Origin of the sequence: Mucilaginibacter angelicae (assembly GCF_042434235.1) — a bacterium.
GTDB classification, from domain to species: Bacteria; Bacteroidota; Bacteroidia; order Sphingobacteriales; family Sphingobacteriaceae; genus Mucilaginibacter; species Mucilaginibacter angelicae.
The window spans coordinates 52151-76126 of the sequence record NZ_JBHLTS010000007.1 but is presented as its reverse complement, the minus strand read 5'-3'; the positions used below and the strand labels follow the sequence as shown (position 1 = coordinate 76126).

Sequence of the window (23976 nt, the reverse complement as noted above, 5' to 3'; positions counted from 1 at the left end):
AGTTCTTATTTAACGTTTTTTTCAAGGTAAGCAACTGCCTGGCCAACAGTACCAATAGTTTCAGCCTGATCGTCAGGAATAGCCACGTTAAATTCTTTTTCAAACTCCATGATTAATTCCACGGTGTCTAACGAGTCGGCACCAAGATCATTGGTGAAACTCGCTTCTGGCGTAACTTCACTTTCGTCAACACCCAGTTTTTCTACGATAATAGCTTTTACTCTTGAAGCGATATCAGACATAGTCTTTATAGTTTAATGATTAATAAAAATTCAGTGCAAAGAAAAATAAATTCTGTCAATAAACAAATCTAAAACTTTTACAATATAAATCTCTAAACAAAATTTTATTGAAACAGTTTGTATTAGTAATTTTGACGGCGTAAAAGTAATGATTTTGAACAGGAAATTTTTAAAGTTTGAGATCGATTTTGATTTTGTGCTCATTGCAGTAACAAGCTCGCTTAAAGATTACCGGGTTTGTTTTCTAATCAACAAGTATCTGAATTTTAATTTCGTAAAAAACGATGACCTGGAAGTTGACATTTACCCCGGGGCCGAGCCCGTTTTGTTTTCATTATACCGCTACAGCTGGGAAACCACCGAAACAGATTTCTTCTTTATAGGCAATAAAGGATCAGACGGTTACCTGGTTCCTGAAATAAAAAGTGCCGACTATTTTTTAATGATCCGTAACTATATAGATGATAATGAGCTTGATACGATCGTATCTACGCTCAATAAAATACCTGAGATAGTTGCAGCCGTAAAGATTGACCCAAAAAAAATAAAATCACGGGAAAATCTGTTATTTTAGCGCCGAATTTAAAAAGGTGTAGGTTTTACAATCATTAAATATCCTCCAGTTTTAACCCGAATAATATGGAACTATACTATAATCGAACAAAAATTGTTGCCACCATGGGGCCGGCATCAGCTAAAAAAGATGTTTTATTAGCGATGATCAAGGCAGGTGTTAACGTTTGCCGTCTTAATTTTTCGCACGGTAAGCCCGAAGATCATAAGGTAGTGATCGATCTTATCCGCGAAATTAACGATCAATACAAAACCAACGTAGGCATCCTTGCCGATTTACAGGGCCCAAAGATCCGTATAGGCCTGGTAAAGGATGGCGGTATTCATTTAGTTAATGGTACGCACATTAAAATTACCACACACGAGTGCATTGGTAACGATGAGCAGATCTACATTACTTATGATACCTTCCCACAGGATGTACAGGCAAACGAAATTATTTTGCTTGATGATGGTAAGCTGCAATTGAGGGTTATTGAAACCAACAAAATTGATACGGTTATATGTGAAGTTGTTCACGGCGGTATTTTAACATCCCGTAAAGGTGTTAACCTGCCCAATACTAAAGTATCTATCCCAAGCTTAACCGAAGAAGACCTGATCAACCTTGAATTTGCCCTTAAACAGGATGTTGAATGGATCGGTCTTTCTTTTGTTCGTACAGGCGAAGATATTATTGACCTGAAACGGATTATAGCACGCAGCGGTTCGGCAGCTAAGGTTATTGCCAAAGTTGAAAAGCCTGAAGCTATTGATAATATTGATGCCATTATTGCCGCTACAGACGGTGTAATGGTTGCGCGTGGCGACCTTGGTGTTGAAATGCCGCTTGAAGAAGTGCCATTGCTGCAAAAAATGATTGCCCGTAAATGCCGTGCCGCTTCAAAACCGGTTATCGTAGCTACCCAGATGCTTGAATCAATGATCACTACTCCGCGCCCAACCCGTGCCGAAGTAAATGACGTTGCAAACTCCGTACTTGACGGCGCAGATGCGGTAATGCTAAGCGGTGAAACATCAGTTGGTGAGTTCCCGGTTATTGTTATTGAAACCATGGCCAAAATTGTACGCAATGTTGAAGAGTTAGGCTATCCTTTCAACGCTCCTAAACAAGCAGTGGTTAAGGATCCGTCATCTCCAAACTTCCTGAGCGATGCACTTTGCGAATCGGCCGTACATATTGCCGAAAGAAGCAACGCTGTAGGTATTGTTTCGATGACTACTTCGGGTTATACCGCATTTGAAATATCAAGCCACAGGCCTAAAGCCAGCACATACATCTTTACATCAAACAAGCAGCTGTTAAATGCACTTAGCCTTGTTTGGGGCGTAAGGGCATTCTACTATGATCAGCTGGAAAGTACTGATCAAACCATTGCTGATGTTAATGACGTGCTTAAAGCCGAAAACCTGATCAAAGCAGGCGATGTAGTTGTTAACACAGCTTCTACGCCTATTATTAAACAAGGTAAAACCAATACGCTTAAACTGAGCGTTATTGAATAAGGCTATTTGAAGATCTTACTTTTAATGAAGAAGGCTCGCCGGGATACTGGCGGGCTTTTTTGTTGGGATACATCTGCAAAAACAATGCCGGCTACCCGAAGACAAGCCGGCAAAGCGCAATTAAAATCAGGCACAATTTAGGTTTAGGTTGAACGGCCCGATCTCTTTTGCTATCCTAAAAAATAAAAGGTAGGTGTTTCTTCAAATTGCAGTTTTTATCCGCGTTTATAAAAGCTATTGGAACATTTGGCGCAGCGGTAGCGCTTTACCGAAAGCCAGGGAAGTAACAGTTTAACAATAGCGCCTCTTTTTATCCGGTCGCAAAATTTATTTCCGCAACGCGGACATTCTACGGCGGTTGTTTTGCCAATTGTTGGTATTGTATCGTTATGGTTATTACGGGTACCGAACTTATCCTCATTAAAAGTAACAGTCATTATTCAAGGGGTATTTCACAAAGCTGCCCAAAAACAGTGTAACAAAACTGCCATTTAGCTTAACAAAACCGCCATTAACCCGATTTTTAATAATTTTATCCCGAATGTTTTCCGGTACGCTCTTTTTAAATCAATAATTAAAATTGCCTGTTTTGTTGCTAATATTACGGCATTAAGGCTATATGCCAGCCTTAAAGCTATAATTGATTACTTTAGCAGCTGGTATTGTTATAAATTGACCATGAAACACTACGGACTAATCGGTTTTCCGCTTTCCCACTCATTTTCAAAAAAGTTTTTTACCGAAAAATTTGAAGCCGAAGGCATTACAGATGCACGCTATGATCTTTATCCTATCGAGCATATCAAAGATCTGCAGGACCTGCTTGATGAGCATCCGGATATTTGCGGCCTTAACGTAACCATTCCGCATAAAATAAAAGTATTGCCTTTTTTAGATTGGATAGAGCATGACGCCCGTACAGCCGGTGCTGTAAACTGTATCCGGGTAACTGCCGAAAGTCCGATTGAAGCTGCATTTTCGGGCGAGATTGGGATTAAAGACCACGATTTCAGGCTGGAAGGATACAATACCGATATTTATGGCTTCGAAGAATCATTAAAGCCGCTAATTGGTGATGAAAATTATGATGCCCTTGTTTTGGGCGATGGTGGTGCTGCAAAGGCGGTTAAGTGTGTGCTGGAAAACTTAGGCATCAGCTATAAAATTATTACCCGCAAGCCCACTCACCATAGGGATAATATTTTGTTTAACGACCTTAAGCCGCACCACATCACGCAGCATAAGCTCATCATCAATACTACCCCACTGGGTACCTCTCCCAATGTTGATGAATGCCCACTCATCCCTTATGACTTTATTGGCGAAAACCATATTTTATACGACCTGATATACAACCCCGAAGAGACCCTGTTTTTAAAACAAGGACGTGAGCGCGGCGCCGTTACTAAAAACGGTTATGAAATGCTGGTTTTACAGGCCGAAAAATCATGGGAGATCTGGAATTCAAAGGAGAAACATCCATGAAGTATTTAACCTTACTGGTAACGGCGTTATTATTTTTTACTGCCTGCGGTGGCAATCGTGATTATTCGCCCAAGCCACGTGGCTACTACCGTATACCGTTCCCTAAAAAGGAATATCAAGATTATGCCGCCGGCTGCCCTTATGCCTTTACATACCCTAAATACGCCTATATTGAACCCGATAAAAAGCGCGATGCCAAACCCTGCTGGGTAAATATGCAGTTTCCGCAGTTTAATGCTACACTGCATTTAAGCTACCAGCCCATCAGCTCAAAAAAAGAGTTTAATGAGCTCGTTGAGGATGCGCGCACTTTTGCTTTTAAGCATACGGTAAAGGCAACATCAATTGATGAAGGCATTATCCATTATGCCGATAAAAAGGTTTATGGTATTTATTATACAATAGATGGCAATGCCGCTTCATCCGCGCAGTTTTTCCTTACCGATAGTACGCATAACTATGTACGCGGGGCGCTGTATTTTAACAGCGAACCCAGGCTTGATTCCATACAGCCCGTGCTTAATTTTATTAAACAGGATATGGCTGTGATGATCAAAAGTTTTAGGTGGAAGTGAAGTAGATGCAAGACTTTAAGAATCAGGAGCCAGGATAATAGAGGTAAAACTTAATCCAGGATATTGACCCATGCAAAATTGTTATATAGGCATTGAAATAGGCGGCACCAAACTGCAAATGGTTTTGGCCGGTGATGACCTGGTTATTAACAACAGTTTTCGTTTTGCTGTGGATAAAGCGCGGGGTGCTGCAGGGATCAGGGAGCACATTGCCCAAACTATTATCGCTATTTCAAAAGAGTACCTTATTAAAGGTATAAGCATTGGTTTCGGCGGGCCGGTTGACCGTACAGCCGGGCGCATAGCCAAATCGCACCAATTAAGCGGCTGGGACGGATTTGATATTTCGGACTGGTTAAAGCAACTGGTCGATGTACCGGTTATCCTCGAAAACGATGCTAATGTAGCAGCCCTTGGTGAAGCTTTAAAAGGAGCCGGGCGCAATTATGAACACGTATTTTATATAACCCTTGGCAGCGGCGTAGGCGCCGGAATGGTTATCAACGGTAACATTTACCATGGTGCCAAGCCCGGAGAAGCGGAGATAGGCCATATCCGCCTAACCCGCGAAGGCCTTACGCTTGAAGATAGCTGCTCGGGCTGGGCTGTTGACAAAAAGATCCGCGGGCTTATCGCACAAAAGCCTCACAGTAAACTCGCCCAACTTTGTGCAGGCATGGATGGAGGTGAAGCCAAAACACTAATAACAGCTTTGGAAGCGGGCGACACAGATGCCAGGAAAATACTGGATGATACCGCCGCCGATCTGGGCTTTGGCCTGTCACACGCTGTACATCTTTTTCACCCGGATATTATAGTGCTGGGTGGGGGATTATCTTTATTAGGTGAACCTCTGCGCGTTCGGGTACAGGAGGCTATCCGGGCTAATATCATGAAATTGTTTTTGCCCGGGCCTAACGTAGTAATAGCTGAATTAGGCGAACAGGTGGTACCCGTTGGGGCCATTGAAAATTTGAGGAAGCAAATCTTATAGTTAATAATACAGAGCTGATTTGTTTTTGAATTTTTCTAACTCAACAGCTTCCTGAAAATAGGCTTTAAATTTATCTGAGAGCACTTCATCTGTAAATTTAACGATAGTATATCCACTATCGTAGCAAATTATCTCTATAATAGCATCCGGATGTTGAATGTTTCCGTTTTTCCAGACAAGCAAAGTTTGAGCACGAGGCGGGTTATCCACATCAACCTGGATCGGGCTATGTTTTGGGATACCGAGTAATGCTCCCCATACAATTTGCATGTCGGCATTTGCTAAAATTTCGAATTCGGCCGGGTTCAGAATAAAATAGTCGTCATCCATGTTAATCGGTGGATAGCTTCCCTCAAAATTTCTATACTCCAAATCTGCCACTAACCAATTTAAATCAGCAAGATCATCAAATATCGGCTTTACAATCTCTCTAAGGTTAGTGTGATAGTCGAATTTATTGCTTTTACGCAGGATGCAATTCATATCAATAAAGATAGGCTTTAGAATATATTGAGCAATTTAAAACATGCCTGTCAATAATGCTGTTATAAAGCTACCGGGTGTTATCCGGTTTAATAACCAACCAACAATGAAACTCATCAAAATCAATAAAATACGTACTGAGCTCCGCTTGCATACCGAAAACCTTGCCCATACCGGGTTTAGGAAAATATTTGAAAGTGTGGATCAGCTTAAGATAAAAAACGGTGTTGATAAGCTTGGTCTCGAAGGTTTTATTAACCAGTGCGCCTGCCTTGCGGCAGGCTCGGGCGCTATGGCCGGCAGTGGCGGCATGTTTACACTGATAGCCGGGATCCCTTTTGATTTCATCAACCTGATAACCCAGCAGTTCAGGGCTATTATGGGCATCATGTATTATTACCGGGGCACTTACGACAATGGATTTGAAGATTTCATGTCATTAGTGGCAACATCCGTTAGGGTAGAGGCCGGCGTAGCCATTACCAGGGGCATGATGGAAGGCATTGCAGAACGTTTGCTCATGATATTAGGTACCCGCACTGCCGAACGCCTGGTGCCTGTGGTAGGTGCAGTGATTGGCGGCACAGCAAATTACCTGTTCATTAAACGCATGGCCGAACAGGTGAAGCGGATGCAGAAGGATTTTGTGGTGATTCAGGTTGGATAAAAGCTTAGGGCGTTAACTTCGTAAGCGATTTGGGCTAAAGCCCAAGCTTTGTTTGTGCATATCCCCGTTGGTTAAAACCAACGGCAATGAATCGGCCTTTTCAAATTTTATCTAAATTAAAAAATGTCATTTCGATAGAGCGACGTAGGGACTGAGGGGTGGCGCGAAAGAGAAATCTTCTACGCCCTGCAAAACTGCATGCATGGTTAAAAAATAGGGCGTATAAGATTTCTCCTCCGCCCTACGCACAGTTACCCTCGCTGGTTCGTCGAAATGACAGTTTTTTTAAGCCCTTTTCCTCACTCTCTACATCCCATCAAGCATGCTCAGATCAAATTTGGGCTTAATGGCATACCTAAGCTGTACCAACCCACTCGAAAATTGCTCACTACTCAGCAATATGAGTTCAGTACGCTCTTTTGAACCGGTAAATAACAATTTCCCTGCGCCTAAAATAATAGGGTGTACCGAGAGCATAAACTCTGTAATAAAGCCCTGCTCAATAAAATCAGCAACGAGGTTTGCCCCGCCAAACAGCCAGATATTGCCGCCTGCCTGATTGCTGATCTCTTCAACACGCGCTTTAAAATCAGCACTCTTAACAATTTCAGTATTGGGGTTTTGCGATGGCTGAAGTGTATCCGAAAAAACATACATTTTTAAAGCACCGAACATTTCAGGATCGGTACTCATCAGCAGCTCGTAACTTTTGCGGCCTATGAAAATAGCATCGCTGTTGTTTAAAAACTCGGTCATGCCATAATCCTGGTCGGCAAGGCACCAGTCATATTCGCCATTTGGGCCTTCAATGAAGCCATCGAGGCTTACCGCAAGGTTTAATATTATTTTACGCATGGTTATTCTTTGGGTGTGTTATTCATCTCCTGCCATTGCTTGCTGAATGATTTATCAGCCACATGCGGCATCTCGCGCAAATGGCCCCAGGTGCGTTTAAAGAAAGTTTTAAGCAGGAAGTTTTTCATACCACCGCCCAAAAAATCAGTAAGCTTGCGTTTAAGCATCCCTTTTTTCCAGATAGCCCAGCCCCAGCGCTCTTTATTGGTAACCAGGTTTTCGTTCACCGCATCGCGGCGGTTAAGGAGCAGCATTTTATGAATATCTATCTTAACCGGGCAAACCTCGGTGCATTTGCCGCAAAGGCTTGAGGCATAGCTCAGGTGTTTAAAATCTTCCATGCCCTGGGTATGCGGGGTAATGATGGAGCCAATAGGCCCGCTGTAAGTGGTAGCGTAAGTGTGGCCACCAATGTTTTTGTAAATAGGGCAACCGTTAAGACAGGCCCCGCAACGGATGCAGTAAAGCCCCTGGCGCTGGTCTTTTTTTGCTAACAGGTTGGTACGGCCATTATCCAGCAGCACTACATACATTTCTTCGGGCCCGTCGGTTTCATCCGGCCGGCGCGGACCGCTTAATATGGTATTATAAACGGTAAGATTTTGCCCTGTGCCGTGGGTTGATAACATGGGCCAAAACAAATCCAGGTCGGTAATTGAAGGGATGATTTTTTCAATTCCCACAATAGCAATGTGGATTTTAGGGAAGGTAGTACAAAGGCGCGCGTTGCCTTCGTTTTCGCTGATGGCGATACTGCCGGTATCGGCCAGCAGGAAGTTGGCACCGGTGATGCCTACATCGGCCTGTATATATTTTTCGCGAAGCAGTTCACGGGCTTTCAGGGTAATTTGCTCGGGTGTGGCATCAATGGGGGTACCAAATTTTTCGTGGAAAAGCTTGGCGATATCCTCCTTGCTCAGGTGCATGGCGGGGGTAACAATATGGTAAGGCTTTTGGCCTAACAACTGCACTATATACTCGCCCAGATCTGTTTCAAGTGATTCAATCTGGTTGCTCTGCAAAAACTCATTCAGGTGAATCTCTTCGGTAACCATCGATTTGGATTTTACCACCGTTTTGGCATTGGCTTTTTGGATAATGTTCAGGATTTCGCGCTGGGCTTCCTGGATATCATTAGCCCAGATCACCTTACCGCCGCGCTTCTGAAAATTGGCCTCAAACTCAGGGAGAAACTTATCCAGGTTCTCCATCACCTTCCACTTAAGCACGTGGCCTTTTTTCTTGGCATTATCTAAATTGATAATGCGCGATAAGCCCCGCGATACCGCTGTATTGTACCGGTCAATATTGAAGTTGATAATACGGCGGTGATCGGCATCAAAAGCCTTCTCCTCCGATTTTACCAAAAATTCTTCTGCGGTTGCTCCCATATATGCGAAAATAGGGTTTTTGTTTTTAAGTTTTTAGGTGAGTGGTTGATTGGGTTGATTAAGTGAGTGGTTTTTGTTTTTTGAACGTCTTATTGGTTAAATGGTTTTCGCAAATCAATTTTCCTTTAAATAAAAAGAGGCGCATGTGATGCGCCTCTACAAAAAATATTTTCAGCAAGTGTAACCACTCACCTAATCAACCCAATCAACCACTCACTACTTCCCACCAGCAGCATCCACTACAGGGCGCTTATCGCGGTTGGCAAGCTCCCAGCCGGTATAAAATACCAACTGAGCACGTTTGGCCAGCAGCGGGAAGTTGATCTTGCTTACTTCATCGCCTGGCTGGTGGTAATCGGCATGTACGCCGTTAAAGTAGAAAATGATAGGCACGCCGTGTTTTGCAAAATTGTAGTGATCACTGCGGTAGTAAAACCTGTTAGGATCATTAGGATCATCATACTTATAGTCAAGTTTTAAATGCGTATAGGTATTATTAGCGTTTTCACCAATTTCATGCAGCTCCTTGCTCAGCATTGCCGAACCGATAGGATATACATAGTTTGCAGAATCGGGTTTGCCAATGTACTCTTCACCTACACGACCGATCATATCAATATTTAAATCGGTAATGGTATTTGCCAGCGGGAATACAGGATGATCTGAGTAATACTCAGAACCCAACAAGCCTTTCTCCTCGCCAACGTTACCTAAAAACAGGATACTGCGGCGCGGGCCGTGACCATCTTTCTTAGCTTTAGAAAAAGCGCGGGCAATTTCCAAAATGCCGGTAGTACCTGAACCATCATCGTCGGCGCCATTATTTACTTTATCTTTGGCTTTTTCATCCGGATTTAAGCCGATGTGGTCATAATGTGCAGAGAAGATCAATACCTCATCTTTCAGATCGGTACCCGGCATGTAGCCTAATACGTCAACCGCTTTTACATCTTTTCTGGTAGTTACGTAGTTTACAACTACGTTGTTTTTAATATCAATTGCAGGCGTAACCGCCGCTGCCGAAGCAGATTTAAGATCGGCATAGGTTTTACCTATTGGCTTTACCAGCTCATCGGCTACTGCAGCAGTGATGTTAAATACAGGGGCATTGGTATTTGCCGGTTTAGCTGCGCCATCTTTAATGGTTAACCGCGGACTTGTTACACTTTTGCCAAAGCGGGCCAGTGCTGCTGCAATACCAGGGTTAGCAGCCAATATAATAGCCGGGTTTTTGCTTTGTAAGTTTTTTACCGTTTTGGTACGCGCAGTGCTCATACGGTAGCTGGTGTTGGGGGTAACACCTGCTTCGGGTTTGTCTTCGTTAATCCAAAGTACAATTTTACCGGCCAGATCGGTGTTGCCTATTTCGGCATCGGTGCCGTAGCCAACAAAAACAACATCATTTACAGATGTGCTTTTATCAGGGAATGCACCGCCCAAAAAGAAATCGGTACCAAACTCAAATGATTTGCCGTTAACGGTAAATGCCGTTACTTTCAAGGCATTTTCGGTAAGGGGCACATCAAAAAAGTACGATCCGTTAACCGGGGCCTCAAGCCCTAATTTTTTAAACTCGCCGGCTATGTAATTAGCGGCTTTTTCGGCGCCGGGTTTACCGGTTTCGCGGCCTTCAAACGCATCCGATGCCAGGATGCTCAGGTGCTTTTTCGCGTCGTCGGCAGTGATCAGCCCGGCATATTTTACTGCCGTGGCGTTCTGCTGGGCACAGGCCGTAGTTGCCGAGGCCAGCGCGATAAGCAATAGTGGTAATTTATTCATTCTTTTAGTTAATAGTTCTTTTTTTAGGTGAATTTGAGGTCAAAGGCAAAAGGTTAAAGGCGAAAGGTAGCTGCATCTTGCAAAGCGAGGGAAGAGATAAAAAAAACCTTTTACCTTTCGCCTTTTACCTTTAACCTTTTCCAGCCTAAATCAAGCGCAGGCAATTTTCCCCACGCGATGGGCATGCCTGCCGCCTTCAAATTCAGTATTCAAAAATGTAGTTACTATGGCCTTCGCTTCTTCGGGGGTAACAAAGCGGGCGGGTACGCAAACTATGTTTGCGTTATTATGGCTGCGGGCCAGTACAGCAATTTCTTCTTTCCAGCAAATAGCAGCACGGATGCCCTGGTGTTTGTTGGCAGTTATGGCTACACCGTTGGCTGCACCACAAATCAGGATGCCCAGATCGCATTCGCCGCTTTCAACGGCATTGGCTACAGGATGTGCAAAATCAGGGTAATCAACCGATTCGGACGAATAAGTGCCGAAATCTTTTACTTCGGCAGATGAAAGGGCTTCTGTTAAAATTTGTTTGTATTCATACCCGGCGTGATCCGAACCGATAGCGATTTTTAATCCTTGCTTCATTTATCAAAAGTATAACGTTTTATCACTTTTTAAAGGTAAATAATTTGTTATAAACAGGCTAATGTGTACTTGTTCAAAAGGTGATTAATGCAATCAAAAAATATGCAGATCTCACTTTTTTGCTACGGGCACGATAAAAAACAGCTTATTAACGGCTCCCTACGGTAATCAGGATCAGTTCCCTTTTTCGAATTCCAACTCCTTTTTGATCTTGCGTTTTTCAACAAGGCCGGCTACAATTATACTCACCTCATACAACGCAAACAGTGGGATACTAACCACAGTCATGGTAAGCATATCAGGCGTCGGGGTAACCACAGCGGCTATGATCAGGATCACTACAATAGCGTAACGGCGGGTTTCTTTCATGAATTTAGGTGTCATGATACCCAGGTTAGCTAATATATAAACCAGTATAGGCAATTGGAAAACAAGGCCGGTTGCAAGGGTAAGGGTTGCTACTGACGACAGGTAAGAGTCGGTATCAATCAAGTTTTCGATAGCCGAGCTCACGGTGTAGTTCGACAGGAAATTGATTGACATTGGGGTGATCACGTAGTAACCGAACAAAACACCTAAAAAGAAAAGCACACAGGCATAAAATACAAAGCCCGTAGCAGCTTTACGTTCTTTGTCGTGTAACGCAGGTTTTATAAATCGCCAGATCTCCCAGATGAGGTATGGAACGCCCAGCGTGATACCAATTATTAATGCCGAGTTGATCTGGAGCGTGAACTGACCGGCCAGTTCGGTATTGATGAGGTGGATCTTTACATTACTAACACAAAAGCCATCACGGTGCAGGGCAGCGCCGATTTTGCAAAGCATGCGGTAAGTCCAGAAAGTTGACTTGCTGGGCCCCATAATAATGGTTTCAAATATCCAGTCGTAGTAGTAAAAAACAACAGCGGTAAATACTACAATGGCTATCGAAGCTCTCACGAGGTGCCACCTTAAGGCCTCGAGGTGATCAAAGAACGACATTTCTGCCTCTAACGTTTTACCTTTATCCTTTATGGCCTTGATGATCTTGTTGTCGCTCATTGTAAATATATACCGCTGTATAAACGCTATCGTGCTAAATACGTTTTATAGTATGAAGATAGTTTGAATTTATTTTTATAATTCAAATGTATCCATAAACTTGGTGGTAAAATTACCAGCGCGGAAGTTAGGATCCTTCAATAATTTTAAGTGGAATGGAATGGTGGTTTTTACCCCTTCAATCACAAATTCGCTCAATGCGCGTTCCATAGTGCTTAAAGCTTCATCGCGGGTTTGGGCCACGCAAATAACCTTGGCAATCATTGAATCGTAGTTAGGCGGAATAACGTAACCTGTGTACACGTGTGTATCAATACGTACACCATGACCACCTGGCGAGTGGAAATTGGTTATTTTACCTGGTGATGGGCGGAAATTGTTAAACGGATCTTCGGCATTGATACGGCATTCAATGGCGTGCATTGTTGGCTCGTAGTTTTTACCTGAGATAGGGATCCCTGCAGCAACTTTAATTTGCTCCTTGATCAGGTCGAAGTTGATCACCTCTTCGGTAACCGGGTGTTCAACCTGGATGCGGGTATTCATCTCCATGAAGTAAAAGTTACGGTCTTTATCAACCAAAAACTCTACTGTACCCGCACCTTCATATGAAACGGCTTTGGCGCCTTTAATAGCAGCCTCGCCCATTTTTTTACGAAGCTTTTCGGTCATAAAAGGCGAAGGTGATTCTTCAACCAGTTTTTGGTGACGGCGCTGAATAGAGCAATCGCGCTCAGAAAGATGGCATACTTTACCAAACTGGTCGCCCACAACCTGAATTTCGATGTGGCGCGGGTCCTGAACATATTTTTCAAGGTATAAGCCATCGTTGCCAAAGGCAGCACCTGATTCGGCACGGGCCGAGTCCCAGGCGTTCTCAAACTCTTCGTCTTTCCAAACAATACGCATACCACGGCCACCACCACCGGCAGTAGCTTTCAATATAATAGGGTAGCCAATTTTGTTGGCGATAGCAATACCCGATTTAACATCGGTAAGCAAACCATCAGAACCGGGAACGATAGGCACACCGGCTTTTTTCATGGTATCCTTAGCCGAAGCTTTATCACCCATCTGGTTGATCTGCTCGGCAGTTGCACCAATAAATTTGATACCATACTCAGCGCAAATGGCCGAAAACTTAGCATTTTCAGACAGGAAACCATAACCTGGATGGATAGCATCGGCGTTGGTTAATTCGGCTGCTGAAATGATGTTAGGAATATTTAAATATGAATCGCGGCTTGGCGGCGGACCGATACAAACAGCCTCGTCGGCAAAGCGAACATGCAGACTATCGCGGTCGGCAGTTGAATATACAGCAACCGTTTTAATACCCATTTCCTTACAGGTACGGATAATACGAAGGGCGATCTCGCCACGGTTAGCTATTAATATTTTTTTAAACATTGTTTTTCTTTGATGTGCAAATTACAGATGTGCAAATATGCAGATGAAAATATTAACGAATGATTGATGGGCAAATATGTAAATTATAAATGTGCAAACGAATTAAATATCATTTGCACATTTATAATTTGCACATCAGTTCATCAACTAAACTGGTTCTACTAAAAACAGTGGCTGATCGTACTCAACAGGTGAGGCGTTATCAACAAGTACTTTTACTATACGGCCCGAAACTTCTGATTCAATTTCATTGAATAGTTTCATGGCCTCAATGATACATACTACAGAGCCTGGTTTAATCTCGTCGCCAACATTAACAAACAGGGGTTTATCCGGGCTTGATGAGCGGTAAAAAGTACCGATCATTGGTGATTTAACGGTAATGTATTTCGATGTATCAGGACCGGAAGGTGCAGCAGGCTCGGTTGGCACAGCAGCAGGTGCGGTTGGCAATACCGGCGTAACGGGTTGCGTAACAGCCGGGATAGTAGCATGAACCACCGTAGGCTGTACCTCGTTGGTTTTTATTGTGATCTTAAAATCTTTTTGCTCGATTGATACTTCGTTCACGCCCGATTTGGAAACAAAGCGAATAAGGTCCTGAATTTGTTTAATATCCATGTTTAAGGATTAATTGGTTTTGGACAAAGTTTATATCTAAGTTATACTCAAATGTGCAGATATGCAAATGTGCAGATATGCGGATTATATGTTGATTAATTAATTAGCGACCGGATTACTATTAGTTTCAGTTTGTTTGCATTACTCATAAGCAGATAACAGGCGCTGTTTACGGATGTTTTAATTTTTTGATACCTGAAATATGCTTTTTAATAAAAATTTGCACATCCGCACATCTGAAACCTGCACATCCGAAATCAATAAGCCCATTTCAAATATACCGAGCCCCAGGTAAAGCCACCGCCAAAAGCCGCTAAAATAAGGTTGTCCCCTTTTTTAAACTTGCTCTCCCATTCCCACAAACAAAGCGGGATAGTGCCGTTGGTAGTATTACCATAACGTTCAATATTGATAATCACCTTATCGGGGCTGATGCCTGTACGGTTTGCCGTAGCATCAATGATCCGCTTGTTGGCCTGGTGTGGCACCAGCCAGGCAATATCTTCGCCCGTAAGGTGGTTACGCTCCATTACCTCGTGGGCAACATCAGCCATGTTGGTTACTGCAAATTTAAACACCGCCTGGCCTTCCTGGTAAGCATAGTGTTCTTTGGCATCAACCGTTTCGTGGCTTGCCGGTTTCAGTGAACCGCCTGCTTTAAGGTTTAAATACTGCGCACCCGCGCCATCGCTTTTTAGGATAGAATCGATAACACCGTTACCTTCTTCATTGGGTTCAAGTAATACGGCACCGCAGCCATCGCCAAAAATGATACAGGTAGCACGGTCTTCGTAATTAACAATAGCCGACATTTTATCGCCGCCTACTACCAATACTTTTTTGTGTTTACCGCTTTCAATGAATTGGGCGCCAGATGTTAAGCCGAAAAGGAAACCCGAACAGGCTGCCTGCAAATCAAATCCCCATGCGTTTTTAGCACCTATTTTAGCGCCTAAAATGTTGGCCGCAGCCGGGAAGATCATATCGGGGGTGGTAGTGCAAAAGATGATAAGGTCGATCTCATCAGCACCGATACCGCGTTTTTTTAATAACCCGTTAACGGCGTGGACCGCCATATCAGATGTAGCAAGGCCTTCGCCTTTTAATATGCGTCGCTCTTTGATACCGGTACGGCTGGTTATCCACTCGTCATTTGTATCAACCATTGTTTCCAGCTCCTGGTTGGTTAATACATAGTCGGGAACGTAACCATGTACAGCGGTAATAGCGGCATGAACTTTACTCATCTTTATAAAATTACTGGAATGCTTGTTTTATTTTATCAACGAGGTTACTCTCAACCATGTTCCTTGATAAAAGGACCATGTTTTTTATAGCCTCTGGGCTCGAGATGCCATGACCAACAACAACGGGGGCATTTACACCCAATATCGGGCTGCCACCATACTGCTCATAATTAAACCTGTCAAAAAACTCGTCCTTCAGCTGTTTCTTCCGCGTTATAACGTAAAACGATTCGGCAAGCTTTAATATTACATTGCCTGTAAAACCATCGCATACGTACACATCGGCACTTTCGCTAAAAAGATCGCGCCCTTCAACATTACCAACAAAGTTAAACAACGTTGTTGCTTTCATTAAGGGGTAGGTAGCCTGGCTAAGGATATTACCTTTTTCCTCTTCTTCGCCAATGTTCATGAGGGCAACCCGCGGGTTGCTGATATCATAAACTGCCTGGGCAAACAAGCTGCCGAGCACACCGAACTGAACAAGCACATCGGGTTTGCAATCGGCGTTGGCACCTACATCCAACAAAATACCCAAACCTCCTTTAAGTTTGGGTACAATAGTAGTCATTGCCGGGCGTACAACACCCGGAATAGTTTTTACGCTGAACATGGCACCAACAAGCATGGCACCGGTGTTACCAGCCGATGAGAAAGCCTGAATTTCGCCGGCTTTAAGCAGTTGAAAACCAACTGATATGCTCGAATCAGGCTTCTGAACAATAGCTTTGGTAGGATGCTCGCCCATACCAATAACTTCGGTTGTGTGTACAAACTCGAAGTTATCAGGGCTTACACCATTTTCCTGAAGAATATTTACTGTAGCTTCCTTATCGCCAATAAGTACCAGTTTCTGGTCGGCAGATAAAGTTTTATAAGCTTCGATAGCTCCTAAAACAGCTGCTTTGGGAGCGTAATCACCGCCCATAATATCTAAGCCAATCTTCATTTTCAGAAAATTAAACTTATGCTACTGCTGCTTTCTCAATAAGAACTTTACCGTTGTAGTAAACATTACCATCAACAGTGTATGCCCTGTGCGGTAAATGCACAGCGCCTGTAGTTTGGCAGGTAGTTAAAGTTGGAGCTTCCGCTTTGTAATGAGTTCTGCGTTTATCTCTCCTTGATTTTGAAAATTTCCGCTTTGGATGTGGCATAATATCCTAATATTAATTATTTATTCATTTTCCTGAGCGCATCCCACCGTGGGTCTGCCTGCTCACTTTGTTCACCATTTGCCGATAGGTTATTAATCCTGTCAAGCATTTCTTTATCACAATATGAGGTGTTACCCTCGTCGCCGCAAACCGATATAAATGGCACTGCAACGTTAATATATTCGTAAATAAGCCCGGCTATATTGATCTCGTGATCATTTTTACCAATGGCTATAATTTCTTCATCCTCATCAACCGGCTCATCGCTAAACTTAGCTATCTGCTGTTCTTCAATATCCAGTTGCTGCGGCAATTGTGCCAGGCATCTGTCGCAGGTGGTATCAACAACACCATCTATCTTAAAGTTCAGGATCAGCATAGTTTCCTGTTTGTCCAGTTCAACCTCACAATGCAGGGTTGCCTTTTTAACGAGCGAGTATTCAAACTCATCAAAAAAGTCATCCTGTATGTCATACTCAAACTGGTGCTTCCCAAGTTTAAGCCCCGTAAAGGGAATCGAATATTTTTTAAGCGATTTCAATGAGCAACAATTAGCCCGCAAATGTAGGGAAAAATACCATAACTGGAAAGGGTTTTTTCATTTTGCTCCTGCGAGGAGTTGAAAGGCGGTAATCAACGGCTAAAATACTGAATAACAGTTATTTTTACGTTATGTAAAAATAACTGTTATATTAAATTGAAATTAGTTTGACAAAACCTCGCCCTTCATTTTTGAGGCAAGCTGTAGTGCTTTGTACGCATTTACTATACCACCTGTTTTTGAAAGCGTTGCAAAATCAACTTTTTCGGTTTTGCTGCCGGGCTTTAATACCATAGTGCCGGTAAGCGGGGTAGCCGAGCCCAAAATGGCTTCTTTTACCTGTTTTGCACTTAGGCCTGGATAATATTCTAATATCAAAGCAGCTATGCCTGCTGTAATTGGCGATGAAAAGCTGGTACCGTCTTCGGTATCAACCTCGGCATCGGTAGTGATAGAGGTAACCTTTACACCAGGCGCAAAAATATCCACGCTTTTTTTGCCGTAATTAGAAAAATCGCCGGCAAGGTTTTGCCCCATCTTAGGGCCCGAAGCACCTACACTGATCACGTTATCGGCATCGGTTGATGAGCCATCTAAAAAAGTATCGTTCGGAAATTCGGGCTGGGTGTCCATGTCCTGGTTATCATTGCCGGCAGCCATCACCAGTAAAACATTTTTTGACGCGGCATATTTAAAGGCGGCATCAACCCACTCCTTATGCGGCGAGATCTTTTTGCCAAAGCTCATGTTAACCACCCTGGCACCGTTATCAACCGCATAGCGGATAGCATTGGCTATGTCCTTATCATACTCATCGCCATTAGGCACGGCTTTAATAATCATCAGCTTAACATTATCGGCCACGCCATTGATGCCGTAGTTGTTATTACGCACCGCGCCTATCAGTCCGGCTACTCCTGTTCCATGCGCGGCATCGGCAAATTTTACCAGGTTGTTACCATAAGGTTTGCCATCCATGGTATCCGGATCGTCGCCCACAATGCGTTTGCGTGAAGTAAGATCGGGCGATACATCGTTGTTAAGCTTGGCCAGGTATTCGCTCAGGTCTTTAATGATCTTGGCATTGGTTGAACCTGCGCCTTCCTGCGAAAACACCGATTCCCAAACATATTTACTTTGGCTTAAAGTATCGTTGGTGGCTTTCACCCGTACCAGATCGGCCTGGGTAAAGGTGCCATTGGCTGGCAAATTAAGACCGCGTTTAATGTACCCGCTGGTTACCATCAAAGCGTTCATTACCGGCGAAAGCTGACCAATTTCGGTATTAGCTTTATTTACGGTTGAGTCATAAACAGTTTTAACGCGAACCCAGTAAGCGTACTCTTTTTTATTAGGGGCAGCAGTGGAATCAGTTACCGAAGTGTATTTACCTTTCAGTTTATTGTACTCACGCACCTCCTCGGTAGTTTGGGTAAAATCGGCTTTTCCGCCGGGGCCGCCTAAAAAGTTCCAGCCATGGATATCATCAATATAACCGTTATGATCGTCATCAATGCCGTTTCCCGGAATTTCTTTTTTATTTACCCATAACACAGTTTTCAGGTCGGTTTGCAGCGTATCGGCACCGCTATCGATAGTTGCAACAACAACGGGCTTGCTTTTTTTGCCTTGTACAAACAAATAAGCCTGCTTTAAACTGATGCCGTAAAAGCCGCTCTCCTTTAAATCAAGCAGGTGCCATGCTTTTGGCGGGGCAGGTTCGGCCGCGGGTATTTGCTGTGCCGATGCTGGTAAATTAATTAATAATGCTGCTGATAAAGTGGTTGCGCTTACGTACTTACAAAAATTGAACATGAACTCGTTTAAATATTAATGTGCCTTTATACGGGTAAAGACGTTGACAGATCGTTTTAGTTTAATTATTTTATTGTCTATTTTTTGCCTGAACTCGAATTTGTCGAATTCATGAATTAACAGAATGCTAAGCAAATTCTATAAATTCTTTAATTCGTTTAATTCCGGTTCAGACAAATCCGAAATCGAACATCCGAAATCCCAAATCCATCAGGGCGTTGCCTGCGGCCGGGCTATCCGCTCATACGCCTGCAGAGTCCACCCCGATACCCATCGGGGCATTAGCCACGTGGCCGGTATCCGCTGCTATCCCTAACGCTGTCTGAACCGGGATTTGGGTGGATTGTGGGGATGGACAGGATTTTATTTCTTGTCCTGCTTATAAAAATAAGACAAGCAAATCCCATAAATCTTAAAAATCCCCCCAAATCCCGGTTCAGAAATTTACAAATCAAACTTTATCCCCTGGGCTAAAGGCAACGTTTTTGAATAGTTAATAGTATTGGTTTGCCGCCTCATATAAACTTTCCACGCATCCGAGCCTGATTCACGGCCGCCGCCGGTTTCCTTTTCGCCGCCAAACGCACCGCCTATTTCAGCTCCGGAAGTGCCGATGTTAACATTGGCAATTCCACAATCAGAACCAGCGTATGATAAAAATTGTTCTGCCTCACGCAAATTATTGGTCATGATGGCTGATGATAACCCCTGCGGAACACCATTCTGCAAATCTATTGCTTCCTCAATAGTGCTGTATTTGATCAGGTAAAGGACAGGGGCAAAGGTTTCATGCTGCACTATCTTAAAGTGATTTTCAACCTCGGCAATACAGGGCTTTACATAACAGCCCGATTCATAGCCCGTACCTTCCAGCTTGCCGCCCTCAACCACAAAATTGCCGCCCTCGGCCTTGCATTTCTCAATCGAATCAAGGTATAAGGCAACCGCATCAGTATCAATGAGCGGCCCCATGTGGTTATGCTCATCAAGTGGGTTGCCTATCCTGATCTGCCCGTAAGCGCTAACCAGTTTTTGTTTAAATGCATCGTACACACTTTCATGAATAATGAGCCTGCGGGTACTGGTACAACGCTGACCGGCAGTGCCCACCGCGCCAAACACTGCGCCAATGAGCGACATATCTAAATCTGCATTTTCGCTGATGATAATGGAATTATTACCGCCAAGCTCCAGCAGGCTTTTGCCCAGCCTTGCGCCAACTGCCGCGCTCACTGCTTTGCCCATGCGGGTTGAACCGGTGGCAGATACTAACGGAACGCGTGTATCAGCCGCCATCAGTTCGCCAATGTTACGGTCGCCAATTACCAGGCATGAAACGCCATCTTCAATATTATTCTTTTTAAAAACGCCCTGTGCTATATGCTGACAGGCAATAGCGGTTAATGGCGTTTTTTCGGATGGTTTCCAGATACAAACATCACCGCAAACCCAGGCCAGCAGGGAGTTCCAGCTCCAAACCGCTACCGGGAAGTTAAATGCCGAAATAATACCAACAATCCCCAGCGGGTGATATTGCTCATACATGCGGTGTTCGGGCCTTTCGCTGTGCATGGTTAGGCCATACAGCTGGCGGCTCAGGCCTACGGCAAAATCAGCAATATCTATCATTTCCTGCACTTCGCCCAGGCCTTCCTGCAGGCTTTTGCCCATTTCGTATGATACCAAAGTGCCCAGGTCCTGCTTGGCGGCACGCAAGGCTTCACCAATCTGGCGTACTATTTCGCCGCGTTTGGGCCCCGGGGTTTTACGCCAGGTTTTAAATGCTTTGGCTGCTCGTTCAACCGCCTGGTTATAATCAGTTTCGGTTGCCAGGCGTACCGAAGCTATCTTTTTACCGTCAACCGGTGATGTTATATCTTTTACGGCGGCACCGGCGCTGCTGCCCCAGGTGCTGCCTGTACTAAAGGCATCGTTTATATCGTTTATATGTAAACGTTTTAGGATATCTGAAATATTAGGTTCCATAATTGTTACTTTTGCCAAAGGTAGAAATCTTTAAGGCAATTTTTTACCATCGTTCGTTCATTGGCCGTTTGATTAATTGGGGTTAATTATCAGCACATTGTATTTAACAGTTGTTAACAATGTTTGAATGTTGAAAACTAAATTGCATTTTGGATGCTTACTTATTGTAATTTGAACTCAATAAGTCTTTACAAGGCAATTTGTCAACCTAAAGCGGATGTTCTGCAAACAAAATTGAATGGAAGAAGAATTTGAATTTGGTTTTACCGAAGATCCAAAGTTTTCGGTAGAACGGTACGAGGAAATGATCAGAAATCAGGACTTGTACTTTTTTGATGCCCAGGCGTTTGAGAACATTATCGACTACTACATCGAAAAAAATGATCCGGCCAGGGCATTACAGGTAGCAGAGTACGCGAGAAACCAGCACCCTTTTGCGGCAATTTTCCTGATCAAACAGGCCCAACTGCTTGTGGTAAGCAACAAAGTTCCGGAGGCTTTTGCAGCCCTTGAAAAAGCTGCCATGCTTGAAGCATCTGACGCGGATATTTATATCATCCGTGGCAACCTGTACGAAAGCCTGGAACGTTATGCCGAGGCACTGGAAAACTACGAAAAGGCCCTTGACCTTGCCGAAGAGACCGACGAGATCCTGCTGCACATTGCCTACGTTTACCAAAACATGGGCGATTATGATACTGCCATAACCTACCTTAAGCTTTGCCTTAAGCAAAATATGGAAAACCAGGATGCCCTTTACGAGCTGGCTTTTTGCTACGACGTAATGGACAATCAGCAGGAAAGCGTGCAGTTTTACCAGCAATATATCGATAACGAGCCATACAGCTACGCGGCATGGTATAATTTAGGCAATGCCTATACCAAGCTGAGCCTGTTTGAAAAAGCTATTGATGCATATGACTATGCCATATTAATTAAGGACAGCTTTGCATCGGCCTATTTCAACAAAGGCAATGCGCTGGTTAACCTTGAAAAATATGCAGAAGCCATAGAAGTATACCGCCATACCTTTGAGTACGAGCAGCCCAATGCCGATACTTATTGCGCCATTGGCGAATGCTACGAAAAGCTGGAGCAGATGGACGATGCCCGCGCTTTCTACAAAAAATCGGTTAAAATGGATCCGAAGCTGGCCGATGCCTGGTTTGGGATTGGTGTTACGCTTGATTTTGAAGAACGCTATTTTGAGGCCCTGCACTTTTACAAAAAAGCGCTTGATCTGGATATTGCGAATGCCGATTACTGGTTTGCTATAGCCGATGCCGAATATAAGCTTGGTCATCTTACCGAGGCCGAGCAGGCTTACGAAAAAGTGGTTGAGCTAAACCCGCTTGATATTGACGCGTGGCTTGATTATTCGTCGATACTTTATGAGCAGCAAAAGCTTAATGAAGCTATCGAGATCATAGCACAGGCTATTAAAAACAACCCCGAAGCAGCTGAGCTTTACTACCGTATGGTAGCTTACCTGTTTGCCAAAGGCGAATACAACGAAGCCCTTAACAACCTGGAGTATGCTTTAGCAGCCGACCCGGAAAAACATTATATCCTGTTTGATTACCTCCCCCAATTGCAAAAGAACAAAGTAATTGTGGATATCATTAACAGGTATACTAAATAGATGTGCAAATAGGTACGATGTGCAGATTTCAGATGTGCAGATATGCAGATGAAAAAGCAGATGGCTTGATGATCCAATCAAGTTCATCTGCTTTTTTTGCTTTACCTTACTAAATATCTGTATAATTCTCAATCTGCACATCTGAAATCTGCACATCCGCACATCTATAATCTGCACATTCAAACTTTAAGATCATTTAACATTTGAAATTTGCACATCTGCACATTTGTTGCGACCTTTGTTTCATTAGAACTTTTAGTTATAGGCTATAACAAATACTTACAATGAACTACGCTATCAATCATCTTCCTGAACGTACAGCTAAACCGCGTGATAAAGGCATTACCATGGTTATGGATAAAGGCCTTAGTTTGCGCCAGGTTGAAGATTTCATTGAAGTTGGCGGTCCCTATACCGATATTGTAAAGCTGGGATGGGCTACATCATACGTTACCCCTAATCTCGATCAAAAATTAAAACTTTACCGCGAAGCCGGGATCCCGGTTTATTTTGGCGGTACCTTGTTCGAGGCTTTTATTGTACGTAACCAGTTTGATGACTACCGCCGCTTATTGGATAAATATCAGCTGGAACATTGCGAGGTATCTGACGGATCGATCACTATTGAGCATGATATTAAATGCAACTACATCAGCGAGCTGGCCAAACAGGTAACCGTAATATCTGAAGTAGGTTCAAAAGATGTTCAAAAAATCTTCGCCCCATATAAATGGATTAAACTGATGAATGCCGAAATTGAAGCCGGCTCATGGAAAGTTATTGCCGAAGCACGTGAAAGTGGCAACGTGGGCATCTATCGTGATTCGGGGGAGGTACGCCAGGGTTTGGTTGACGAGATCCTGACCCAGATTCCCGAAGGAACTATCATTTGGGAAGCCCCGCAAAAAGCACAGCAGGTTTGGTTTATTAAACTGATTGGCGCCAATGTAAGCTTAGGCAACATTGCCCCGGCCGATATCATCCCGCTGGAAACCCTGCGCCTCGGTATCCGCAGCGATACTTTCGACCATTTTTTAGAGATGTAATTGTTGACTGATCTTAATATAACAATTAACCAGGCCTCCGGAGTAATCCGGTGGCTTTTCTTTTTAGTTATAGCAACCCACCTCTCCACATTTTAGCGCAAGTCTTGTGTTGGGGACAATGAGCGCGGATGACTTGTGCTTCCGTGAAAGGTACCTCTCCGCCGCATTTTAGCGCAAGTCTTGTGTTGGGGACGGTGAGCGCGGATGACTTGTGCTTCGCTATGATGAATCCCGTTATACATTTACAATGTCTTGTCCTAAAGGCACAAGTCATCCCGACACTGCCAGCCACACAAGACTTGCGCCAGCAGGGGCTTTTCTTTTTAGTT

Annotated in this window: 24 protein-coding genes; 8 read left to right on the top strand and 16 right to left on the bottom strand. The window is 43.7% G+C overall.

Annotated elements, in window-relative coordinates; all coding sequences use genetic code 11:
- Positions 1-5 precede the first annotated feature (5 nt).
- Positions 6-242, bottom strand: a complete 237-nt coding sequence (locus tag ACFFGT_RS03965) for an acyl carrier protein (RefSeq protein ID WP_031266521.1) — start codon at positions 240-242, stop codon at positions 6-8.
- Between the two features lie 154 nt (positions 243-396).
- Here ACFFGT_RS03965 and ACFFGT_RS03960 point away from each other — a divergent pair, with 154 nt between their 5' ends.
- Both ACFFGT_RS03960 and pyk read left to right on the top strand, forming a co-directional pair.
- A complete protein-coding gene (locus ACFFGT_RS03960) occupies positions 397-816 on the top strand; it encodes an IPExxxVDY family protein (RefSeq protein WP_377021208.1) in 420 nt (139 codons plus the stop codon).
- 65 nt (positions 817-881) lie between these two features.
- On the top strand, positions 882-2321 hold the full coding sequence (pyk, locus tag ACFFGT_RS03955) for a pyruvate kinase (RefSeq protein ID WP_377021207.1): 1440 nt from the start codon (positions 882-884) through the stop codon (positions 2319-2321).
- A 215-nt stretch (positions 2322-2536) separates the two neighbouring features.
- Here the strand turns inward: pyk and ACFFGT_RS03950 are convergent, their stop codons facing one another.
- Positions 2537-2758: a hypothetical protein gene (locus ACFFGT_RS03950; protein WP_377021206.1), complete on the bottom strand. Its 222-nt coding sequence runs from the start codon at positions 2756-2758 to the stop codon at positions 2537-2539.
- A 241-nt stretch (positions 2759-2999) separates the two neighbouring features.
- On the opposite strand from ACFFGT_RS03950, the gene ACFFGT_RS03945 reads away from it, so the two are divergent.
- The 3 genes from ACFFGT_RS03945 to ACFFGT_RS03935 all read left to right on the top strand — a co-directional run bounded on the left by ACFFGT_RS03945 (position 3000) and on the right by ACFFGT_RS03935 (position 5375).
- Positions 3000-3806, top strand: coding sequence for a shikimate dehydrogenase family protein (locus tag ACFFGT_RS03945; RefSeq protein ID WP_377021205.1), 807 nt, complete (start codon positions 3000-3002; stop codon positions 3804-3806).
- The gene (gldD, locus tag ACFFGT_RS03940) at positions 3803-4381 is read left to right on the top strand and encodes a gliding motility lipoprotein GldD (RefSeq protein WP_377021204.1); all 579 of its coding nucleotides are present in this window, start codon (positions 3803-3805) and stop codon (positions 4379-4381) included. The genes ACFFGT_RS03945 and gldD overlap by 4 nt, the downstream gene beginning before the upstream one ends.
- Positions 4382-4451: 70 nt before the next feature.
- Positions 4452-5375: an ROK family protein gene (locus ACFFGT_RS03935; RefSeq protein WP_377021203.1), complete on the top strand. Its 924-nt coding sequence runs from the start codon at positions 4452-4454 to the stop codon at positions 5373-5375.
- Here ACFFGT_RS03935 and ACFFGT_RS03930 read toward each other — a convergent pair whose 3' ends face one another.
- Positions 5376-5858: a hypothetical protein gene (locus tag ACFFGT_RS03930; protein WP_377021202.1), complete on the bottom strand. Its 483-nt coding sequence runs from the start codon at positions 5856-5858 to the stop codon at positions 5376-5378.
- A 106-nt stretch (positions 5859-5964) separates the two neighbouring features.
- Between ACFFGT_RS03930 and ACFFGT_RS03925 the strand changes: the two genes are divergently transcribed.
- A complete protein-coding gene (locus ACFFGT_RS03925) occupies positions 5965-6525 on the top strand; it encodes a hypothetical protein (protein ID WP_377021201.1) in 561 nt (186 codons plus the stop codon).
- Between the two features lie 306 nt (positions 6526-6831).
- Here ACFFGT_RS03925 and ACFFGT_RS03920 read toward each other — a convergent pair whose 3' ends face one another.
- The 13 genes from ACFFGT_RS03920 to amaB all read right to left on the bottom strand — a co-directional run bounded on the left by ACFFGT_RS03920 (position 6832) and on the right by amaB (position 20959).
- Positions 6832-7380, bottom strand: a complete 549-nt coding sequence (locus tag ACFFGT_RS03920; protein ID WP_377021200.1) for a dihydrofolate reductase family protein — start codon at positions 7378-7380, stop codon at positions 6832-6834.
- Positions 7381-7382: 2 nt separating this feature from the next.
- Entirely contained in the window at positions 7383-8771 is a 1389-nt protein-coding gene (locus ACFFGT_RS03915) for a LutB/LldF family L-lactate oxidation iron-sulfur protein (protein ID WP_377021199.1), read from the bottom strand.
- 216 nt (positions 8772-8987) lie between these two features.
- A complete protein-coding gene (locus tag ACFFGT_RS03910) occupies positions 8988-10550 on the bottom strand; it encodes a M28 family peptidase (protein WP_377021198.1) in 1563 nt (520 codons plus the stop codon).
- 150 nt (positions 10551-10700) lie between these two features.
- The gene (gene rpiB, locus ACFFGT_RS03905) at positions 10701-11138 is read right to left on the bottom strand and encodes a ribose 5-phosphate isomerase B (RefSeq protein WP_377021197.1); all 438 of its coding nucleotides are present in this window, start codon (positions 11136-11138) and stop codon (positions 10701-10703) included.
- Positions 11139-11312: 174 nt separating this feature from the next.
- The gene (gene tatC / locus ACFFGT_RS03900) at positions 11313-12182 is read right to left on the bottom strand and encodes a twin-arginine translocase subunit TatC (protein ID WP_377021196.1); all 870 of its coding nucleotides are present in this window, start codon (positions 12180-12182) and stop codon (positions 11313-11315) included.
- 75 nt (positions 12183-12257) lie between these two features.
- Positions 12258-13592 (bottom strand): acetyl-CoA carboxylase biotin carboxylase subunit, encoded by a 1335-nt coding sequence (gene accC / locus ACFFGT_RS03895; protein WP_377021195.1) that lies wholly within the window; start codon positions 13590-13592, stop codon positions 12258-12260.
- Between the two features lie 147 nt (positions 13593-13739).
- On the bottom strand, positions 13740-14213 hold the full coding sequence (accB, locus tag ACFFGT_RS03890; protein WP_377021194.1) for an acetyl-CoA carboxylase biotin carboxyl carrier protein: 474 nt from the start codon (positions 14211-14213) through the stop codon (positions 13740-13742).
- Positions 14214-14470: 257 nt separating this feature from the next.
- Complete coding sequence (locus ACFFGT_RS03885) at positions 14471-15460, bottom strand: beta-ketoacyl-ACP synthase III (protein WP_377021193.1); 990 nt, start codon at positions 15458-15460, stop codon at positions 14471-14473.
- A gap of 10 nt (positions 15461-15470) precedes the next feature.
- The gene (gene plsX, locus ACFFGT_RS03880; RefSeq protein ID WP_377021192.1) at positions 15471-16409 is read right to left on the bottom strand and encodes a phosphate acyltransferase PlsX; all 939 of its coding nucleotides are present in this window, start codon (positions 16407-16409) and stop codon (positions 15471-15473) included.
- Positions 16410-16425: 16 nt separating this feature from the next.
- Complete coding sequence (gene rpmF / locus ACFFGT_RS03875; RefSeq protein WP_090534782.1) at positions 16426-16617, bottom strand: 50S ribosomal protein L32; 192 nt, start codon at positions 16615-16617, stop codon at positions 16426-16428.
- A gap of 16 nt (positions 16618-16633) precedes the next feature.
- Positions 16634-17158 carry a YceD family protein gene (locus ACFFGT_RS03870; protein ID WP_377021191.1) on the bottom strand — a complete coding sequence of 175 codons (525 nt, stop codon included), beginning with the start codon at positions 17156-17158 and terminating at the stop codon, positions 16634-16636.
- A 162-nt stretch (positions 17159-17320) separates the two neighbouring features.
- Positions 17321-18973, bottom strand: a complete 1653-nt coding sequence (locus ACFFGT_RS03865; RefSeq protein WP_377021190.1) for a S8 family serine peptidase — start codon at positions 18971-18973, stop codon at positions 17321-17323.
- Between the two features lie 444 nt (positions 18974-19417).
- Positions 19418-20959: an L-piperidine-6-carboxylate dehydrogenase gene (amaB, locus tag ACFFGT_RS03860; RefSeq protein WP_377021189.1), complete on the bottom strand. Its 1542-nt coding sequence runs from the start codon at positions 20957-20959 to the stop codon at positions 19418-19420.
- 238 nt (positions 20960-21197) lie between these two features.
- On the opposite strand from amaB, the gene ACFFGT_RS03855 reads away from it, so the two are divergent.
- Together ACFFGT_RS03855 and ACFFGT_RS03850 are read left to right on the top strand one after the other, a co-directional pair.
- Positions 21198-22601, top strand: a complete 1404-nt coding sequence (locus tag ACFFGT_RS03855) for a tetratricopeptide repeat protein (RefSeq protein ID WP_377021188.1) — start codon at positions 21198-21200, stop codon at positions 22599-22601.
- A gap of 284 nt (positions 22602-22885) precedes the next feature.
- A complete protein-coding gene (locus ACFFGT_RS03850; RefSeq protein ID WP_377021187.1) occupies positions 22886-23647 on the top strand; it encodes a phosphosulfolactate synthase in 762 nt (253 codons plus the stop codon).
- The last annotated feature ends 329 nt before the right edge of the window (positions 23648-23976 follow it).

Coding starts and splice junctions, on each gene's coding strand:
- ACFFGT_RS03965 (WP_031266521.1), bottom strand. CDS start 242: ATGTCTGATATCGCTTCAAGAGTAAAAGCTATTATCGTAGAAAAACTG.
- pyk (WP_377021207.1), top strand. CDS start 882: ATGGAACTATACTATAATCGAACAAAAATTGTTGCCACCATGGGGCCG.
- ACFFGT_RS03950 (WP_377021206.1), bottom strand. CDS start 2,758: ATGACTGTTACTTTTAATGAGGATAAGTTCGGTACCCGTAATAACCAT.
- ACFFGT_RS03945 (WP_377021205.1), top strand. CDS start 3,000: ATGAAACACTACGGACTAATCGGTTTTCCGCTTTCCCACTCATTTTCA.
- gldD (WP_377021204.1), top strand. CDS start 3,803: ATGAAGTATTTAACCTTACTGGTAACGGCGTTATTATTTTTTACTGCC.
- ACFFGT_RS03935 (WP_377021203.1), top strand. CDS start 4,452: ATGCAAAATTGTTATATAGGCATTGAAATAGGCGGCACCAAACTGCAA.
- ACFFGT_RS03930 (WP_377021202.1), bottom strand. CDS start 5,858: ATGAATTGCATCCTGCGTAAAAGCAATAAATTCGACTATCACACTAAC.
- ACFFGT_RS03925 (WP_377021201.1), top strand. CDS start 5,965: ATGAAACTCATCAAAATCAATAAAATACGTACTGAGCTCCGCTTGCAT.
- ACFFGT_RS03920 (WP_377021200.1), bottom strand. CDS start 7,380: ATGCGTAAAATAATATTAAACCTTGCGGTAAGCCTCGATGGCTTCATT.
- ACFFGT_RS03915 (WP_377021199.1), bottom strand. CDS start 8,771: ATGGGAGCAACCGCAGAAGAATTTTTGGTAAAATCGGAGGAGAAGGCT.
- ACFFGT_RS03910 (WP_377021198.1), bottom strand. CDS start 10,550: ATGAATAAATTACCACTATTGCTTATCGCGCTGGCCTCGGCAACTACG.
- rpiB (WP_377021197.1), bottom strand. CDS start 11,138: ATGAAGCAAGGATTAAAAATCGCTATCGGTTCGGATCACGCCGGGTAT.
- tatC (WP_377021196.1), bottom strand. CDS start 12,182: ATGAGCGACAACAAGATCATCAAGGCCATAAAGGATAAAGGTAAAACG.
- accC (WP_377021195.1), bottom strand. CDS start 13,592: ATGTTTAAAAAAATATTAATAGCTAACCGTGGCGAGATCGCCCTTCGT.
- accB (WP_377021194.1), bottom strand. CDS start 14,213: ATGGATATTAAACAAATTCAGGACCTTATTCGCTTTGTTTCCAAATCG.
- ACFFGT_RS03885 (WP_377021193.1), bottom strand. CDS start 15,460: ATGAGTAAAGTTCATGCCGCTATTACCGCTGTACATGGTTACGTTCCC.
- plsX (WP_377021192.1), bottom strand. CDS start 16,409: ATGAAGATTGGCTTAGATATTATGGGCGGTGATTACGCTCCCAAAGCA.
- rpmF (WP_090534782.1), bottom strand. CDS start 16,617: ATGCCACATCCAAAGCGGAAATTTTCAAAATCAAGGAGAGATAAACGC.
- ACFFGT_RS03865 (WP_377021190.1), bottom strand. CDS start 18,973: ATGTTCAATTTTTGTAAGTACGTAAGCGCAACCACTTTATCAGCAGCA.
- amaB (WP_377021189.1), bottom strand. CDS start 20,959: ATGGAACCTAATATTTCAGATATCCTAAAACGTTTACATATAAACGAT.
- ACFFGT_RS03855 (WP_377021188.1), top strand. CDS start 21,198: ATGGAAGAAGAATTTGAATTTGGTTTTACCGAAGATCCAAAGTTTTCG.
- ACFFGT_RS03850 (WP_377021187.1), top strand. CDS start 22,886: ATGAACTACGCTATCAATCATCTTCCTGAACGTACAGCTAAACCGCGT.